This window comes from Pseudomonas sp. 2 (assembly GCF_056627435.1).
In genome coordinates this window covers 127,889-145,205 of the sequence record NZ_JBWXNG010000015.1, presented here as the reverse complement: position 1 = coordinate 145,205, position 17,317 = coordinate 127,889, and the positions used below count along the sequence as shown (strand labels likewise).

Here is a 17,317-nt window from a genome sequence, read left to right as displayed (position 1 = left end):
GCATTCCCCCTGTAGGAGCGAATTTATTCGCGAAGGCGTCAGCCGGGTTTGTGGCCGGTTCGGGTCAGAACACCGACGCGTAATCCCCCAGCTCGACCTGCACCGATTTCAGCCGCGTGTATTGCGCCAGCGAGCTGATGCCGTTTTCGCGGCCCACGCCCGACTGCTTGTAGCCGCCGACCGGCATCTTGGCGTCGGATTCGCCCCAGGCGTTGATCCAGCAGATGCCCGCCTCGAGCTGATGAATCACCCGGTGCGCGCGGTTGAGGTCGCGGGTGACCAGGCCGGCCGCCAGACCGAAGTCGGTGTCGTTGGCGCGGCGGATCACTTCTTCTTCGGTCTCGTAGGTGAGGATGCTCATCACCGGGCCGAAGATTTCCTCTTTGACGATGGTCATGTCATCGGTGCAATCGGTGAACACGGTCGGCGCCACGAACGCGCCGTTGGCGAATTCGCCTTCGGTCATGCGCTCGCCGCCGATCAGCAGGCGTGCGCCTTCTTCCTTGCCCTTGGCGATGTAGCCCAGCACGCTTTCCATGTGGGCGAAGCTGACCAGCGGGCCGAAATTGGTGTTGTCGTCCTGCGGGTTGCCGACGCGGATGCGCCGGGTGCGCTCGACGATCTTCGCTTCAAAAGCTGCCTTCAGTGCGCTGGGCACGAATACCCGGGTGCCGTTGGTGCAGACCTGACCGGAGCTGTAGAAGTTGGCCATCATGGCGATGTCGGCGGCGCGGTCCAGATCGGCGTCGTCGAAGATGATCAAAGGCGACTTGCCGCCCAGCTCCATGGTCACTTCCTTGAGCGACGAACTCGACGCGCTGGCCATGACCTTTTTGCCGGTGTCGGTGCCGCCAGTGAACGAGACCTTCTCGATGCGCGGGTGCTCGGTCAGCCAGGTGCCGACTTCGCGACCACTGCCGGTCAGCACGTTGAACACGCCGTCGGGCAGGCCGGCCTCGGTGTAGATCTCCGCCAGTTTCAGGGTGGTCAGCGAGGTGACTTCGCTCGGCTTGAAGATCATCGCGTTGCCAGCGGCCAAGGCCGGGGCGGATTTCCACAGGGCGATCTGGATCGGGTAGTTCCAGGCGCCGATGCCGACGGTCACGCCCAGCGGCTCGCGGCGGGTGTAGACGAACGAAGAGTTACGCAGCGGAATCTGCTCCCCCTCGATGGCCGGCACCAGGCCTGCGTAATACTCCAGCACGTCCGCACCGGTGACGATGTCGACGTATTTGGTTTCGGAGATGGCCTTGCCGGTGTCCAGGGTTTCCAGGGCGGCCAGTTCGTCGTTGCGCTCGCGCAGGATGTCGACGGCGCGGCGCAGCACGCGGGAGCGTTCCATGGCGGTCATGGCCGCCCAGATTTTCTGGCCTTTTTCGGCACTCTCGACGGCGCGTTCGACGTCGGCCTTGCTGGCGCGTTGAACCGTGGCGAGGACTTCGCCGTTGGCCGGGTTGATGGCTTCAAACGTTGCGTCGCTGCTGGCGTCGACGTAACCACCGTCAATGTAGAGTTTTTGCAATTCGAAACGGGCCATAGAGTCCTCGCAGTTGTCTGTGATGGGCGTTGATCCGGGTGCCTGGGCTGCCGGGATCGGTGTGCGGCGGTCTGCCGTACTTATAAGGAGCTGTTTGCCGCCTTTGCCAGTTGCATGTCCATGTATTCAAAGGCGATCTGTTGCGCCTGATGGGTATCGAAGGCGTCGCCTGACAGCGCGCCGCGCAACCACAATCCGTCGATCAGTGCGGCCAGGCCGCGGGCTGCAGTGCGCGCCTGATCCAGCGGCAGTACGCGGCGGAACTGGCAGCACAGGTTCGAATACAGGCGGTGATCGTTGATGCGCTGTAAACGGTGCAGCGAAGGGGAGTGCATGCTGCTGGCCCAGAAGGCCAGCCAGGTTTTCATCGCCGGGCCGTTGACCTGACTGGCGTCGAAGTTGCCCTCGATGATCACCATCAGGTGCGCTCGCGGGCTGTCGTCCGCCAGGGCCAGGCGGCGCTCGGCGACGCTGGTGATCAGTGCATTCATCAGATGACGCATGGTCGCTGCGATCAGGCCGTTCTTGTCCTGAAAGTAGTGACTGATGATGCCGTTGGAGACCCCCGCCAGCTTGGCGATCAGCGCGATGCTCGCGTCCCCCATCCCCACCTGATCCACCGCCGTGAGGGTGGCCTGGATCAGTTGTTGACGACGAATGGGTTGCATACCGACCTTGGGCATCTCTCGTCTCCTTGGCTCGCCGAGTGATCGTGAATGACTGAAAAACGGCGTTCAGTCTATTGCTTTTTAATTGAACGTTCAATCAACAAAAAAACGTGGACGAACGAAAACCCGTGCTACACCTTCCTCTCGAAGCCTTGAATCGTTCAGTTGTAGGAGCGTGGCTTGTCCCGCGATCTGCTGCGTAGCAGCAGTAAAACCATACGCCCCGGGTGTGTCAGTCACACTTGGGTTGGCTGGGTTTGCTGCCGGTTCCCGGCAGATCGCGGGACAAGCCACGCTCCTACAGTTCGACGCGGAATGCGGGAGCGATCACTCAATGCGCTTAGCCGTGGTTACGGCCCAATAGCGCGTGGTACAGCTCGCTGTCGCCCAAGATGCCGACCAGCTTGTTGTTCTCCTGCAGCACCAGCTTGTTGCCGGTGTGGTAGCGGATCTGCAGCGCTTCGCGCATGCCGATGTTGGAATCGACGACGGTCGGGATGCGGTTCAGGGTTTCCACCGACTGCCCCGGCGCCCAGCTTTGCAGGTCGAGCACCGCACCGTGTTTGCGCGCGCCTTTGATGGTGTTGCCGTCGGCCAGGTCGATCCACGAATCGTCACCCGGGTCCAGGCACACTTGCGAGCCGTTGATGCGGGTGCAATCGGTGATCGGGCGCATCAGGCTGCGGCCGCACAGCACGTTGAGCGGGTTGGTGTGGGCCACGAAGGTGCGCACATACTCGTCCGCCGGGTTGAGCACGATCTCTTCGGGCACGCTGTACTGAATGATCTTGCCGTCTTTCATGATCGCGATCCGGGTGCCGAGCTTGAGGGCTTCGTCCAGGTCGTGGCTCACGAACACGATGGTCTTGTGCAGCTTTTTCTGCAGAACCAGCAGCTCGTCCTGCAGGCCCTGGCGGATCAGCGGGTCGAGGGCCGAGAAGGGTTCGTCCATCAGCAGGATGTCGGCGTCCATCGCCAGCGCCCGGGCCAGGCCCACGCGTTGCTGCATGCCGCCGGACAGCTCGTCGGGCTTCTTGTTGCGCCATTGGGTCAGGCCCACCAGTTCGAGTTTCTCGTCCACCAGCTGGCGACGTTCCTTCTCCGGGCGACCCTGCATTTCCAGGCCGAAGCTGATGTTCTCGCGAACGGTCAGCCAGGGCATCAGCGCGAACTTCTGGAACACCATGGCGATGCGCTTGGTGCGCATCATTTTCAACTCTGCCGGGGAGCAGTTGGCGATGTTGATCTGCTTGCCTTCGTGCTCGACGAACAGCGAGCCGCGGCTGACGGTGTTCAGGCCGTTGATGCAGCGCAGAAGGCTGGACTTGCCCGAACCGGACAGGCCCATCAGTACGCAGATTTCACCCTTGTTGATTTCCAGGCTGGCTTTTTCCACGCCCACGATCTGACCGGTCTTCTTCAGGATTTCTGGCCGCGCAAGGCCCTGATCCAGAAGCTTGAGAGCCTCGCGCGGATCTTTGGAGAAGACAACGTCTACCTGGTCGAATTTGATGATGCTCATGCGTCAGCCCTCACTTTAGCGTCGGGTTGTTTGCAGATACGGTCGAGCATGATCGCCAGCAATACGATCGCAAGGCCCGCTTCGAAGCCCAGAGCGATATCAGCAGTGTTCAGTGCGTTGACCACGGGTTTGCCCAGGCCGTCGGCACCCACCAGTGCCGCGATCACCACCATCGACAGCGACAGCATGATGCACTGGGTGATACCGGCCGCGATGCTTGGCATGGCGTGGGGCAGTTCGATACGGGACAGCAGTTGACGGCGGGAGCAGCCGAAGGCCTTGCCGGCGTCGAGCAGTTCTTGCGGGACATCGCAGATGCCCAGGTAGGTCAGACGGATGGGCGCGGCAATCGCGAACACCACCGTGGAAATCAGACCCGGCACCACACCCAGCCCGAAGAGGGTCAGGGTCGGAATCAGATAAACGAACGTCGGGACCGTCTGCATCAGGTCGAGAACCGGACGGATCGCGGTGTAGAACCACGGCTTGTGCGCCGCGACGATGCCCAGCGGCACGCCGATGACCACGCACACCAGGGTGGCGAACAGCACCTGGGCCAGGGTTTCCATGGTTTCCTGCCAGTAACCCAGGTTCAGGATCAAAAGGAAGGAGGCGATGACGAAGGCGGTCAGGCCCCACTTGCGCTGAATGAAATGAGCAAGCAGAGCAATCAGGCCGATCAGAACGAAAGGATTGAACCAGGTCAGACCGGCGGTCAGTCCGTGGATCATGGCTTCCAGTGACGAAGCGATGGCGTCGAAGGTGCTGGCGCCGTGTTGGGTCAGCCATTCGACAAAGCCGGCAATGTACTGGCCTAAGGGGATTTTATGATCAGTCAGCATGATATCGATTGTCCGCGTGCGGGATGAAAAGAGGACAACAGGCGGGCGGACCCGCCTGCGAGTCTGTTACTTAGTCAGCTCGGCTTTAGCGGCTTCCAGGCCAGGTTTACCGTCCACTGTGGTGACACCCGCGAGCCAGGTGTCGAGGATTTGCGGGTTCTTCTTCAGCCACGCCTTGGCGGCTGCATCAGGCTTCATCTTGTCGTCCAGGATGTTGCCCATCAGCGAGCTTTCCATCGGCAAGGTGAAAGACAGATTCTTGAGCAGTTGGCCGACGTTCGGGCACTCGGTGGCGTAGCCCTTGCGCACGTTGGTGTAGACCGTGGCCTGGCCGAAGTTCGGGCCGAACGAGTCGTCGCCGCCGGTCAGGTATTTGATCTTGAAGCGGGTGTTCATCGGGTGCGGTTCCCAGCCCAGGAACACGATGGCCTGATTGCGTTTGATGGCGCGGTCGACCTGCGCCAGCATGCCCGCTTCACTGGATTCGACGACCTTGAAGCCTGCATCCTTCAGACCGAACTGGTTCTTGTCGATGACGCTCTGAATGGTGCGGTTGCCGTCATTGCCAGGCTCGATGCCGTAGATCTGGCCCTTGAGCTCGTCCTTGAATTTGGGAATGTCGGAGAAGTCCTTCAGACCCTTGTTCCACAGGTCTTCAGGGACGGCGAGAGTGTATTTGGCGTTTTCGAGGTTGGGGCGGATGGTTTCGACGGTACCGGCGTCACGGTAGGCCTTGATGTCGTTTTCCATCGTCGGCATCCAGTTGCCGAGGAACACGTCCATGTTCTTGCCATCGGCCAGCGACTTGTAGGTCACGGGCACGGAAATCATCGTGGTCTTGGTCTTGTAGCCCAGCGACTGCAGCACGGCGCTGGTGACGGCGGTGGTGGCGGTGATGTCAGTCCAGCCTACGTCGGAAAAATTGACCAGCTTGCACTGCGCGGGCTCTGCGGCCTGCGCCAGCATCGGCAGACTCAACGCGACGCCCAGCAACAGCTTTTGTGAACCTTTCATGGTTGGGACTCCTCAGGTGTTTTCTTCTCGTCATCAACCGTTTGGGCTGATGCGCTTTCTTGGTGTCGGCGAGTCAAAAGGGAAAACAGCTCTATCACTGCGTTGGCGATCGAGTCGATAACGATCATGGAACAGCGATTCCCAAACGCCTACAGGGGGCGTCGTAACCAGTACAGAGGGGGTCGCATCCAGTGTCAGTGACGTCGCTTCCAGCTTTTTTCCCCGTTCGCCGACCGGTTTTCGATGTTCTTTACGTCAAAAAGTGTCGAAAACAGTGGCTGCTCTTTTGGGGGATGTGCTCCTGTGCGCCAGCGAGTGGTCGCGACGTTTGTGGGCATGATTGAGTCGGTTGTAGACGCCGCCCCTCGAAATAAAAGGCTGATGATGCCGCTATCTCGACGGACCGCAGCTTGAAGCGTAGCAGCTCCGTCGCCGGCCGCTCGGCGCGCCGGAAACCCCAGTTTTCGGAGGCTTGCGGCCAATGGCAATCAGCGTTTTCGACCTGTTCAAGATCGGTATCGGACCTTCCAGTTCTCACACCGTCGGCCCCATGCGCGCCGCGGCGCTGTTCGTGCAAACCTTGCGCGAGAAGGGGCTGCTGACCCAGGTCGGTCGCGTCGAAGTCCGGCTTTACGGGTCGCTTTCTGCCACCGGCGTCGGCCACGGCAGCGACAACGCGGTGATCATGGGCCTGATGGGCGAATGGCCGGACGCGATCGACCCATCGCTGATCAACCAGCGCATCGCCGAGTTGCGCGAAACCCAAACCCTGCAACTCAATGGCGACCGACCAGTGCCGTTCGTGTGGCAGCGCGACATGCTGCTGCTCGATGAAAACCTGCCGTACCACCCCAACGCCATGAGCCTGATCGCGTTCTCCGCCGAAGGTGAAATTCATCGCGACACTTATTATTCGGTCGGCGGCGGTTTTGTCGTCGACGAAGCCCAGGCCACCAGCGGTGTGCTGGATGCCGACAACACTGTGCTGCCTTATGACTTTTCCAGCGCCGACGAACTGCTGGCGCTGTGCAAGAAGCACAATTTGCGGGTCTCGGAACTGATGCTGGCCAACGAAAAGGTCTGGCGCAGCGAAGAGGAAATCCGCGCCGGCCTGATGCGCCTGTGGCGGGCGATGCAGGATTGCGTAGAACACGGCCTGCAACACGAAGGCACGCTGCCGGGCGGGCTCAACGTGCGTCGTCGCGCGGCGCGTCTGCACCGCAGCCTGCAGGAGCTGGGCAAACCCAACGTAATCGGCTCGACGCTCAACGCCATGGAATGGGTCAACCTGTTCGCCCTGGCGGTCAACGAAGAGAACGCTGCCGGCGGGCGCATGGTCACGGCGCCGACCAATGGCGCGGCGGGGATCATCCCGGCGGTGCTGCATTACTTCGTCAAATTCAGCGACGAGGTCAGCGAAGCCAACGTGGTGGATTTCTTCTTGGGTGCGGCCTCCATCGGCATCCTCTGTAAAAAGAACGCGTCGATCTCGGGTGCCGAAGTCGGCTGCCAGGGCGAAGTCGGTTCGGCCTGCGCCATGGCGGCAGCGGGGCTTGCCGACATTCTCGGCGCGACGCCTGCACAACTGTGCAACGCCGCGGAAATCGGCCTGGAGCACAACCTCGGCCTGACCTGCGACCCGGTGGCCGGGCTGGTGCAAGTGCCGTGCATCGAGCGCAACGCCATTGCGGCGGTGAAAGCCATCAACGCCGCCCAGATGGCCTTGCGCGGCGACGGCGAGCACTTCATCTCGCTGGACCGGGTGATCCGCACCATGCGCGACACCGGTGCCGACATGCACGACAAATACAAGGAAACGTCGCGCGGCGGTCTGGCGGTCAGCGCGGTGGAGTGTTGATTCTTCAGAACTGCTTCGTCTGATCTGAAGCATTCGTGAGCAAGCTCACTCCCACAGGGTTGTGGATGTTCATGGATCGGATTTGCCCGCGCGACCTAGTGGACTGAGCTCACCCCTACAGAGGTGCGTCGGACAGAGGATTTGTAAACGACGCAAACCTGTGGGAGTGAGCTTGCTCACGAAGGGGCTGCCCGGTTTTAGATCACGTGCCAGAGCCCTCGCCACGTTTTGGCGCGTGACCCTGTGAACATGGCGCAACGCCATGCCACACCCGCGTTACTTCACCTGCCGGCCGTCACCTGTGCATAGGGTGACACTCACCTGTTGGCAAATATTTCGGTCACGCACGCAAGTGCTACCGATTTGCTCACCTCTTCAATGTTTACGCGGCTTGTAAATCGATAGGTCGCTAACTGAACATCCATGTCGCTCCCGTATAGACGCATCGCGACGTCGTTATCAGGGTTTATTGAATGCCCATTCAACTTTAGGCATGGCATTTGCGTTGCAATGGCAAAGCTCTCCAATGTGAGGGCGATACAACAAGAGCCCTGTTTGGGGCCATCAGCCGCTTTCGTGTGAGGAGATACCGTGATGACTTCGTTCAACTCCGGGGCCCAACCCCAGAACCGTGCGCCTCAATCCATCGGCTTTCTGCTGCTGGACAATTTCACACTGATTTCCCTCGCCTCTGCGGTCGAGCCACTGCGCATGGCCAACCAGTTGTCCGGTCGCGAACTGTATCGCTGGACCACACTGAGCGTCGACGGCGGCCAGGTCTGGGCCAGCGACGGTCTGCAGATCACCCCTGACGCCGCGATGCACAAGGCGCCGGTGCTGGACACCGTGATCGTCTGCGGCGGCGTCGGCATTCAACGCACCGTGACCCGCGAGCACGTGAGCTGGCTGCAGAGCCAGGCCCGTCAATCCCGCCGCCTGGGCGCCGTGTGCACCGGCAGCTGGGCGCTGGCCTGTGCGGGCCTGCTGGACGGTTTCGATTGCAGCGTGCACTGGGAATGTCTGGCCGCGATGCAGGAAGCTTTCCCACGGGTGGCCATGAGCACCCGGCTGTTCACCCTGGACCGCAACCGCTTCACCAGCTCCGGCGGCACCGCGCCGCTGGACATGATGCTGCACCTGATCAGCCGCGATCACGGACGTGAACTGTCCGCCGCGATTTCGGAAATGTTCGTGTATGAGCGCATTCGTAACGAACAGGATCACCAGCGCGTGCCGCTCAAGCACATGCTCGGCACCAACCAGCCGAAACTGCAGGAAATCGTCGCGCTGATGGAGGCCAACCTCGAAGAGCCGATCGACCTGGACGAGCTAGCGGTGTACGTCTCGGTGTCCCGTCGTCAGCTGGAAAGGCTGTTCCAGAAATATCTGCACTGCTCGCCGTCGCGCTACTACCTCAAGCTGCGCCTGATCCGCGCGCGCCAGCTGCTCAAGCAGACGCCGATGTCGATCATCGAAGTGGCGTCGGTTTGCGGCTTCGTCTCCACCCCGCACTTCTCCAAGTGCTACCGCGAATACTTCGGCATTCCACCGCGTGACGAACGCGTAGGTTCCAACACCGCACAACAGGTGGCGATGCTGCCGATTCCGCAGGCGATGGTGTTGGCGCCGCTGTCGGGCCCATTGTCAGCGCTGAGCCAGGCGCGCAATGAGTCGACGTTTGCGAGTGTGAGGTTGTAAGCGTTTTAGCTACGCCCCCGTAGCAGCACGGCTTGCCGGCGGGGCGATCTGACAGTCACATCGATAGTGACTGATCGGACGCTCCCGCCGGCAAGCCGTGCTGCTACGGGGTGGTCTATCGGATTCAGGCTTGAGCGCGGGCTTTGTTGTAGGTCGCCAACGCCGGCAACAGCTGCTGATCGATCGCCTGACGCACTGCTGGCAGGATGGTCGCGCCGCCACTGAGCAATCTTTCCACCAATTGCCGCAACGCCCGGGCGCGGTCGTCGTTCAGGCCGCAGACGGCTTGCGCGCAGGCTTGTTCGGCAGTGGCGCCCGATGGCATTTCGAAGCCGATGGATCTGAGTTGACCGAGAAGATCGTCCTGGTCGATCAGGTCTGCATGCATCATGACGCTCGCTCCTTTTATTGGGGTTGAACCGATTCTGGTAGCGCGCCGCACGCTCGGCAATACCTGTCGTCGGCAATGTCTGGCATGCACATCAGTGTGTCGGTTTTGGCTATGTAACCGTTTAGTTAACTGGGCATAATGGTTTCATTCACAATTGCGCGCAGCCACGGTTTGGTCACCCTCTAGCCCGCGCAGCTCCCTCAACCCCGGTTTTGTAACGGCTTAACCGGGGCTTTTTTTGTCTGTCGCTTTTTCAATCAAGAGCTGACGGTTCGAGGGGCATGAGCGGTCTGCGCAGGCGCGGCGGTTTTGTTAAACTGCCCGGCCTTCCAGGAGCCGCCATGAACTACCGTCACGCCTTCCACGCCGGCAACCACGCCGACGTCTTGAAACACATCGTCCTGACTCGCCTGATTGCGCTGATGTCGCGCAAGGAGCAGCCGTTCGCCTACCTCGATACCCATGCCGGGATCGGGCTGTATGACCTGCAAGGCGATCAGGCCACGCGCACCGGCGAGTGGATCGAAGGCATCGGCCGCCTGTGGGATGCCGACGACGTGCCGGCCATGGCGCAGGGTTACCTGGACGTGCTGCGGCACATGAACCGCAAGACCGGCGAGCTGCGCTACTACCCGGGCTCCCCCGAACTGGCGCGGCGCCTGACCCGCGAGCAGGACCGCGTGCTGCTTAACGAGAAGCACCCCGAGGACGGCGCGCTGCTCAAGGACAACATGAAATACGACAAGCGCGTCGCCGTGCACCTGGGCGAGGGCTGGCATGTGCCGCGTGCCCTGTTGCCGGTGCAGGAAAAGCGCGCGGTGATGCTGATCGATCCGCCGTTCGAGCAACTGGATGAAATGAAGCGCTGCTCGGTGGCGCTCAAGGAAACCATCGGCCGCATGCGCCAGACCGTGGCGGCTATCTGGTACCCGATCAAGGACCAGCGCGCACTCAAGCGCTTCTATCAGGAACTGGCTGAAACCGGCGCGCCGAAGCTGCTGCGCGTGGAGTTGCTGGTGCACCCGGTGGACACGCCGAACACCCTGACGGGCTCGGGCCTGGCGATCGCCAATCCGCCGTGGGGTCTGGAGGAGGAGTTGCGGGAGTTGTTGCCTTGGCTGGCCAAGACGCTGGCGCAGACGGGCGGTGACTGGCGGCTGGATTGGCTGATCGCCGAGTCCTGATTCACCACATCCCTAATCTGTAGGAGCGAATTCATTCGCGAAGCGGTGGCACGGGCGACACATATTTGTCGCCCGTGCCATTTTCGCGAATGAATTCGCTACTACAGTAGGTCCGCGTTCAATCATCGGGATCGAGGGGAGCTTGAATTAAGTATTCAGGCTCGGCGGCATGCACACCCCGGTACCGCCAATCCCGCAGTAGCCCTGCGGGTTCTTCGCCAGGTACTGCTGGTGATACGCCTCGGCGAAGTACACGGTCGGGGCCTGGTCGATTTCGGTGGTGATTTCGCCCAGCCCAGCTTTGGTCAGTTCGTCCTGATACACCTTGGCGCTGGCCTGGGCCGCTTCCAGTTGCTCAGGGGTGGTCGCGTAGATCACCGAGCGGTACTGGGTGCCGATGTCGTTGCCCTGGCGCATGCCCTGGGTCGGGTTGTGCAGTTCCCAGAACATCGCCAGCAGCTCCTGATAGCTGACCTTGGCCTTGTCGAACACCACCAGCACCACTTCGCTGTGGCCGGTCAGGCCGGAACAGACTTCTTCGTAAGTCGGGTTCGGCGTGAAGCCGCCCGCATAACCCACCACGGTGCTGACCACGCCATCACGTTGCCAAAAACGACGCTCCGCGCCCCAGAAGCAGCCCAGGCCGAAGATGGCGAATTCGACGTCGTCGAAGAACGGGCCCAGCAACGGGTTGCCATTGACGAAGTGGGTTTCCGGCAGGGCCATCGGTGTTTCGCGGCCCGGCAAGGCTTGCTGGGCGTTTGGCATTTCAGTTTTGTTCACAAGAATTTCCGAGCGCAAGACCATGGGGTGAATCCTCCAGAGGGCAGGATGACCGACAGGGTTTGTCAGTGAAGAAGGTATATGGGGTCAGGAGTTACAAAACAAAGAAGGGGAGTGTGCCGTACATCGTCCGGGCGGGGAAGGGGCGTCAGGCCTGGGAGGCCTTGGGGTAGCGGCGCAGCTTGCCGATCAGCTCTTCGCCGGGGATCGGCTTGTCGAACAGGTAACCCTGGCCGACGTCGCAGCGATGGCGGCGCAGGAACGCCAGTTGTTCGGCGGTTTCGATGCCTTCGGCGACCACGGTCAGCTTGAGGTTGTGGGCCATGGCGATGACCGCCGAGGTGATTTCCATGTCGTCCTGGTCATCCGGAATGTCGCGGATGAAGCTGCGGTCGATCTTGATCACGTCGATGGGGAATTTCTTCAGGTAACTGAACGACGAATACCCGGTGCCGAAGTCGTCCATGGCCAGGGTCAGGCCCAGGGTCTTCAGGGATTCGAGCTGCAGGCGGGTGTCTTCGGTCGCTTCCAGCAGCAGGCCTTCGGTCAGTTCCAGTTCCAGCAGCGACGGGTCCAGCTGCTCCTCCCGCAGAATGCCGGCCAGCGAGCTGACCAGATCCGGGTCTGAGAACTGCTTGGGCGAGACGTTGATCGCCACGTGCAGCTTGCCGTAACCGGCGGCGCTCAGCTGCTTGCTCATGCGGCAGGACTGGCGCGCCACCCATTTGCCGATCGGGATGATCAGGCCGGTTTCCTCGGCCACGCTGATGAACTGGTCCGGACGGATCATGCCCTTTTCCGGATGATTCCAGCGCAGCAGCGCTTCCATACCCAGCAGCCGTCCGGTGCGCAGGCACAGCTTGGGCTGGTAGAACACTTCCAGTTCGTTCTGGGTCAGGGCGCGGCGCAGGTTGTTCTCGACGAACAGCTTGTAGCTGGCCTCGGCATTGAGCGCCTCGGTGAACACCTGGACCTGATGCTTGCCGTTGGCCTTGGCCTTGTGCAGCGCCAGGCCTGCGTTTTTCATCAGGGTCTGCGGGTCGCGGCCGTGCAGCGGGGCGCAGGCAAGGCCCACGGAGCCGGTCACGCTGATCAGCTGGTTGTCGACGAACATCGGTTTGTCGAGCGTGGTCAGCACCTGGCTGGCGATGCGCTGGCCATCTTCGGGGCCGGTATCGTCCAGCAGCACGGCGAATTCGTTACTGGCGAAACGCGCCAGAATCCCGGTCGGGCTCAGGCTGTTGCGCAGACGCCGCGCCAGGCTGATGAGCAGCTTGTCGCCGGTCTGATGGCCGAGGCTGTCGTTGATGCGCTTGAAGTTGTCGATGTCCACCAGCAGCAGGCTGATCGGCGTTTCGATGTCTCGGGCGAAGTGCTCGTCGAGGGTGCGAATGAACGCCGGACGGTTGCCCAGGTTGGTCAGGTTGTCGGTGTACGCCAGGCGCTCGATCCGCTGTTGGGAGAGCTTGGCCTGGGTGATGTCTTCGTAGATGCCGATGTAATGGGTCAGCTCGCGGTTGTCGCCGTAAACCTTGGAAATCGACAACTGGCCCCAGTAGGGCTCCAGATTCTTGCGCCGGCTCTTGAATTCGCCCTGCCAGCTGTTGCTGGTCGCCAGGCTCGAATTGGCGTCGAGCAATAGCGAACTGAGGTTTTCCAGCGCCGGCAATTCCGACAGACGGTGGCCGTGGACTTCGTCGGCGGTGTACTGGGTGATCTCGGTGAAGCTTGGGTTGACGTACTCCACCACGCCGTCGCAATTGACCAGCAGAAAGGCGTTGGCGCTCTGTTCCACGGCCCGCTGGAACAGGTGCAGGGCGCTGGTGGCGGTGCGGCGGTTGTGGTTGTTGATCGCATGGGCGAACTGGTCGGCCAGCTCACCGGCGAAGGCGATTTCGTCGGACTGCCATTCCCGGGGCGTGCCGCTCTGTTCCAGGCACAGCACGCCGACCACGTGGCCGTCGATGCGCACGCTGGCGTCGAGAATCGCGTTGATGTCCCGCGGCAACAGGCTCTGCGCCAGCTCGCGAGTGCGCGGGTCCTGGGAGACGTCATTGGCATCGATGGCACGGCTGGTGTGCAGCGCTTCCAGGTAACTGGGAAAGCGGCTGATGTCGATGGGCGCGGGCTTGAGGTATTCGTCGGTCTCGCGGCGATACTCGGCGATCGGCTCGAGGGTCTTGCCGTTGAGGTTCCAGATCGCGGCGCGGGCGATGTCATAGATTTCGCAGGCGCTCTTGGTGATCAGCTCGGCCGCTTCCTGCAACGAATTGCTGGAACTGTAGCGATGCCGCGCCAGGCGCAGGATCAGACTCTGCTGCGCGCGTACGCGCTCAAGGTGCTGCAATTGCTCGTACTGGGCGCGCTGGTTGAGCTCCAGAGCCATCTGCAGGCGCGAGTTCTGGATTTCCAGATCCGGTGTGAAGCTCAGGCCGCTGGCCTCGAACACGTCGTCGATCACCATCAGGTAGCCGCGCAGCAGGTCGCGGTTGTGCTGGCGATAGCCTTCACCGATCTCCATCAACCCTAGCGGGCCGCGGGTGGTGTGCAGGGTGTAGCGGATCACGTAGTGCGAGTTGCTGGCCATCTGCTGCTGGATGGCGTCGTGCAGCTGGTAGCGGGCTTCGGGCTCCATCAGGCTGGCGTAGGGCGCACCAATGAGGGCGCACAGCTCGATGGCGGGCATGTCGAACTGCTTTTCGCAGGCCGGGTCCAGGTAGAGCATCGCCCAGCTGGGTTCATTCAGCCGTTCGAAACGCAGCATGCCAAGCCGCGAGGGCACCGGCAACTGCGTCACGACCTCGGCTGCCGATCGGGCGGCAGCATCAGGTTGGCTTTTCATGAAGGAACTCGCTTTAAGAGTACGGTCGCGCATGGGCAAGGAGCCCATCGTTAAATCGCGTGTCGCAAGGTTGCATCATGGCGAACGGGCTGACAAGTGAGCGCGATGGCTTAGTGCTATAAATCTGTCGGCAAATCGGGGATTAACTGAAGGTTGTTGGTCGGATTTGTCGGGATTGGGGGATAAGTGGTTGTTTTTGGGGCATGCTTCTTTGCGGGGCGCTTTGGTTGGTGTCTGTCTGATATTTCGGCGGTGATTTGGCGTTCTTTAGTTCTTCCTAACGTCAGACCTGTTTCGACTTCGTCGAATCACGATCAAGAGCGCTCTTCCTAACGTCAGATCTGTTTCGACTTCGTCGAATCACGATCAAGAGCGCTCTTCCTAACGTCAGATCTGTTTCGACTTCGTCGAGTTACTTGGAAAAGACCCCCAAGTAACCAAGGGGTCCTGCTCCTGGTTGGGCCCCTCCTTCGTCGGGGTACCCTCACTCCGGTCCCGCTCCGTGGGCCCGGCGTGAATGGGCCATCCATGGCCCACACGCCTCTCGCCGCATCCATGCGGCTCGACCCACTCCGCGAGACCTCCGTTCGGCCTGCACCCAAGTCGCGTTTTGTGGCGTCTGGGCTATCGCGCATGAAGATCAAAAGCCAGATCAAGAGCACGAGGGCGATGCCCTTCGTAGCAGCCGAGCTTGCTCGCGGGTCGCCCTCAAGATCGCTCCCGCCGGCAAGCCGTGCTGCTACGGAGCGGGGTAGTCCGCCCGCTTTTGATTTTGATCTTCATGCGCAATAGTCCAGACACCACAAAACGCGACTTGGGTGCAGGCTGAATGGAGGTCTCGCGGAGTGGGCCAAGCGGCATGGATGCCGCGCGAGGCGCGGGGCCATGGATGGCCCATTCGCGCCGGGCCCACGGAGCGGGACCGGAATGAAGGAAGTCCGACGAAGTCGGACCCAAACCAGGAGCAGGACACCTTGGTTACTTGGGTGTCTTTTCCAAGTAACTCGACGAAGTCGAAACAGATCTGACGTTAGGAAGAGCGCTCTTGATCGTAATTCGACGAAGTCGAAACAGGTCTGGCGTTAGCCAGAACAAAGAAACCCGCGTCGCCGCAAAGCCCCGTTCTTTCTCGGAACCCAAAGCCACCACGCTCGAAAAAAGCGCAAAAAAAGCCCCGCCATATAAGCGGGGTTGAGGTACGAGCGTGGCAGCTCGAAAACAGCGCAGGCCCGCGTCGCTAAACGCGGGCCTGTCAGGCTTACAGCAGGATGGTACGGATATCCGCCAGCAGATCGCCCAGACGCTTGGTGAAGCGCGCAGCCGCGGCACCATTGATCACACGGTGATCGTAGGACAGCGACAGCGGCAGCATCAGGCGTGGCTGGAAGGCCTTGCCGTCCCAGACCGGTTGCATGGTGGCCTTGGACACACCCAGGATCGCGACTTCCGGCGCATTGACGATCGGCGTGAAGCCGGTACCACCAATGTGACCCAGGCTGGAGATGGTGAAGCAGGCGCCCTGCATGTCGTTGGCCGACAGCTTCTTGGAACGCGCTTTTTCAGCCAGCTCGGCGGCCTCGGCAGCCAGTTGCAGCAGGCTCTTCTGGTCGACGTTCTTGATCACAGGGACCAACAGGCCGTCCGGAGTATCCACCGCGAAACCGATGTGGAAGTACTTCTTGCGAATCACAGCCTTGCCGCTTGGCGCCAGCGAGCTGTTGAAGTCCGGCAGTTCCTTGAGCAGGTGCGCGATGGACTTGAGCAGCAGCGGCAGCACGGTCAGCTTCACGCCGGCTTTTTCAGCGACGGCTTTCTGCGCAACGCGGAAAGCTTCCAGGTCGGTGATGTCGGCCTGGTCGAACTGAGTGACGTGCGGGATGTTCAGCCAGCTGCGGTGCAGGCCGGTGGCGCCCAGTTGCATCAGGCGGGTCATCGGCACTTCTTCGATTTCGCCGAAACGGCTGAAGTCGACTTCCGGAATCGGCGGGATGCCCATGCCGCCGGCAGCGCCGCCAGCAGCTGGAGCGTCCTTGGCCTTGGTCATGATCGACTTGACATACGCCTGCACGTCTTCTTTCAGCACGCGGCCGTGCGGGCCGGTCGCGGTCACGGCGCTCAGCTCGACGCCGAACTCGCGGGCCAACTGACGAACAGCCGGGCCTGCGTGGACTTTCGCGCCGTTATTGGCTGGGGCAGCAGGTGCAGCGGCTGGCGCAGGAGCCGCTTCGGCTTTTGGCGCAGGGGCTGCAGCCGGAGCAGCAGCGGCCGGGGCAGGCGCGGCAGCAGGGGCTGGAGCAGGAGCGGCGGCAGGTGCAACACCCGCCACTTTCAGTTTCAGGATCAGGTCGCCAGTGCCGACTTCGTCTTCGACCTTGACGCTGATGCTTTCGACCACGCCTGCGGCTGGAGATGGGATCTCCATCGAGGCTTTGTCGGATTCCAGGGTGATCAGCGATTGATCGGCTTCGATGCTGTCGCCGACCTTGACCATCAGCTCGATGATGCGAGCCTTGCCCGAGGAACCGATATCAGGAACGTGGATGTCCTGGACCGACGCGGCAGCAGCAGGTGCTGGCGCAGCAGCAGGCGCCGGGGCAGCTTCGGCAGGCTTTTCAGCCGCGGCCGGAGCAGCAGGTGCGGCAGCCGCAGGAGCAGCGGCTGGCTCGGCAGCAGCACCACCTTCGACTTCCAGCTCCAGCAGTTCGTCGCCTTCTTTCAGACGGTCGCCCAGCTTCACTTTCAGGGCTTTGACGATACCGGCCTTTGGCGCAGGGATTTCCATGCTCGCCTTGTCCGACTCCAGGGTCAGCAGGCTCTGGTCGGCCTCGATGCGGTCGCCAACCTTGACGAACAGCTCAATGACTTCACCGTCACCGCTGCCGATGTCGGGTACACGAATTAACTCACTCACAATGTCTCTCCTCAGGAGAACCTGTTCACTCGACTGCGCTGGCTCAAGCAACGAAACAGCCGGGATG

12 protein-coding genes are annotated in these 17,317 nt (G+C 61.5%); 3 read left to right on the top strand and 9 right to left on the bottom strand.

Annotated features, from left to right (window positions below; genetic code table 11):
* Positions 1–64 precede the first annotated feature (64 nt).
* The 5 genes from betB to AC1MEK_RS22670 form a co-directional block, all read right to left on the bottom strand.
* Positions 65–1,537, bottom strand: a complete 1,473-nt coding sequence (gene betB / locus AC1MEK_RS22690; protein WP_480398518.1) for a betaine-aldehyde dehydrogenase — start codon at positions 1,535–1,537, stop codon at positions 65–67.
* A gap of 80 nt (positions 1,538–1,617) precedes the next feature.
* Entirely contained in the window at positions 1,618–2,220 is a 603-nt protein-coding gene (gene betI / locus AC1MEK_RS22685; protein WP_480398517.1) for a transcriptional regulator BetI, read from the bottom strand.
* A 325-nt stretch (positions 2,221–2,545) separates the two neighbouring features.
* The gene (gene choV / locus AC1MEK_RS22680) at positions 2,546–3,727 is read right to left on the bottom strand and encodes a choline ABC transporter ATP-binding protein (protein ID WP_480398516.1); all 1,182 of its coding nucleotides are present in this window, start codon (positions 3,725–3,727) and stop codon (positions 2,546–2,548) included.
* A complete protein-coding gene (gene choW / locus AC1MEK_RS22675; protein ID WP_480398541.1) occupies positions 3,724–4,572 on the bottom strand; it encodes a choline ABC transporter permease subunit in 849 nt (282 codons plus the stop codon). Before choW ends, choV begins: the two co-directional genes overlap by 4 nt.
* Before the next feature lie 63 nt (positions 4,573–4,635).
* On the bottom strand, positions 4,636–5,583 hold the full coding sequence (locus AC1MEK_RS22670; RefSeq protein WP_480398515.1) for a choline ABC transporter substrate-binding protein: 948 nt from the start codon (positions 5,581–5,583) through the stop codon (positions 4,636–4,638).
* Positions 5,584–6,064: 481 nt separating this feature from the next.
* On the opposite strand from AC1MEK_RS22670, the gene AC1MEK_RS22665 reads away from it, so the two are divergent.
* Together AC1MEK_RS22665 and gbdR are read left to right on the top strand one after the other, a co-directional pair.
* Entirely contained in the window at positions 6,065–7,441 is a 1,377-nt protein-coding gene (locus AC1MEK_RS22665) for an L-serine ammonia-lyase (RefSeq protein ID WP_480398514.1), read from the top strand.
* A gap of 594 nt (positions 7,442–8,035) precedes the next feature.
* A complete protein-coding gene (gene gbdR / locus AC1MEK_RS22660; RefSeq protein WP_274131748.1) occupies positions 8,036–9,139 on the top strand; it encodes a choline metabolism transcriptional regulator GbdR in 1,104 nt (367 codons plus the stop codon).
* A 124-nt stretch (positions 9,140–9,263) separates the two neighbouring features.
* On the opposite strand, the gene AC1MEK_RS22655 is transcribed toward gbdR, so the two are convergent.
* Positions 9,264–9,530, bottom strand: a complete 267-nt coding sequence (locus AC1MEK_RS22655) for a hypothetical protein (RefSeq protein ID WP_480398513.1) — start codon at positions 9,528–9,530, stop codon at positions 9,264–9,266.
* Between the two features lie 341 nt (positions 9,531–9,871).
* Here AC1MEK_RS22655 and AC1MEK_RS22650 point away from each other — a divergent pair, with 341 nt between their 5' ends.
* Positions 9,872–10,714 carry a 23S rRNA (adenine(2030)-N(6))-methyltransferase RlmJ gene (locus AC1MEK_RS22650; RefSeq protein ID WP_480398512.1) on the top strand — a complete coding sequence of 281 codons (843 nt, stop codon included), beginning with the start codon at positions 9,872–9,874 and terminating at the stop codon, positions 10,712–10,714.
* A 147-nt stretch (positions 10,715–10,861) separates the two neighbouring features.
* Here AC1MEK_RS22650 and msrA read toward each other — a convergent pair whose 3' ends face one another.
* The 3 genes from msrA to aceF form a co-directional block, all read right to left on the bottom strand.
* Positions 10,862–11,521 carry a peptide-methionine (S)-S-oxide reductase MsrA gene (gene msrA / locus AC1MEK_RS22645; protein WP_480398511.1) on the bottom strand — a complete coding sequence of 220 codons (660 nt, stop codon included), beginning with the start codon at positions 11,519–11,521 and terminating at the stop codon, positions 10,862–10,864.
* Positions 11,522–11,645: 124 nt separating this feature from the next.
* Complete coding sequence (locus AC1MEK_RS22640) at positions 11,646–14,339, bottom strand: putative bifunctional diguanylate cyclase/phosphodiesterase (RefSeq protein WP_480398510.1); 2,694 nt, start codon at positions 14,337–14,339, stop codon at positions 11,646–11,648.
* A 1,258-nt stretch (positions 14,340–15,597) separates the two neighbouring features.
* Positions 15,598–17,250 carry a dihydrolipoyllysine-residue acetyltransferase gene (gene aceF, locus AC1MEK_RS22635; protein ID WP_480398509.1) on the bottom strand — a complete coding sequence of 551 codons (1,653 nt, stop codon included), beginning with the start codon at positions 17,248–17,250 and terminating at the stop codon, positions 15,598–15,600.
* Between the last annotated feature and the right edge of the window lie 67 nt (positions 17,251–17,317).

Coding starts and splice junctions, on each gene's coding strand:
- betB (WP_480398518.1), bottom strand. CDS start 1,537: ATGGCCCGTTTCGAATTGCAAAAACTCTACATTGACGGTGGTTACGTC.
- betI (WP_480398517.1), bottom strand. CDS start 2,220: ATGCCCAAGGTCGGTATGCAACCCATTCGTCGTCAACAACTGATCCAG.
- choV (WP_480398516.1), bottom strand. CDS start 3,727: ATGAGCATCATCAAATTCGACCAGGTAGACGTTGTCTTCTCCAAAGAT.
- AC1MEK_RS22670 (WP_480398515.1), bottom strand. CDS start 5,583: ATGAAAGGTTCACAAAAGCTGTTGCTGGGCGTCGCGTTGAGTCTGCCG.
- AC1MEK_RS22665 (WP_480398514.1), top strand. CDS start 6,065: ATGGCAATCAGCGTTTTCGACCTGTTCAAGATCGGTATCGGACCTTCC.
- gbdR (WP_274131748.1), top strand. CDS start 8,036: ATGACTTCGTTCAACTCCGGGGCCCAACCCCAGAACCGTGCGCCTCAA.
- AC1MEK_RS22655 (WP_480398513.1), bottom strand. CDS start 9,530: ATGATGCATGCAGACCTGATCGACCAGGACGATCTTCTCGGTCAACTC.
- AC1MEK_RS22650 (WP_480398512.1), top strand. CDS start 9,872: ATGAACTACCGTCACGCCTTCCACGCCGGCAACCACGCCGACGTCTTG.
- msrA (WP_480398511.1), bottom strand. CDS start 11,521: ATGGTCTTGCGCTCGGAAATTCTTGTGAACAAAACTGAAATGCCAAAC.
- AC1MEK_RS22640 (WP_480398510.1), bottom strand. CDS start 14,339: ATGAAAAGCCAACCTGATGCTGCCGCCCGATCGGCAGCCGAGGTCGTG.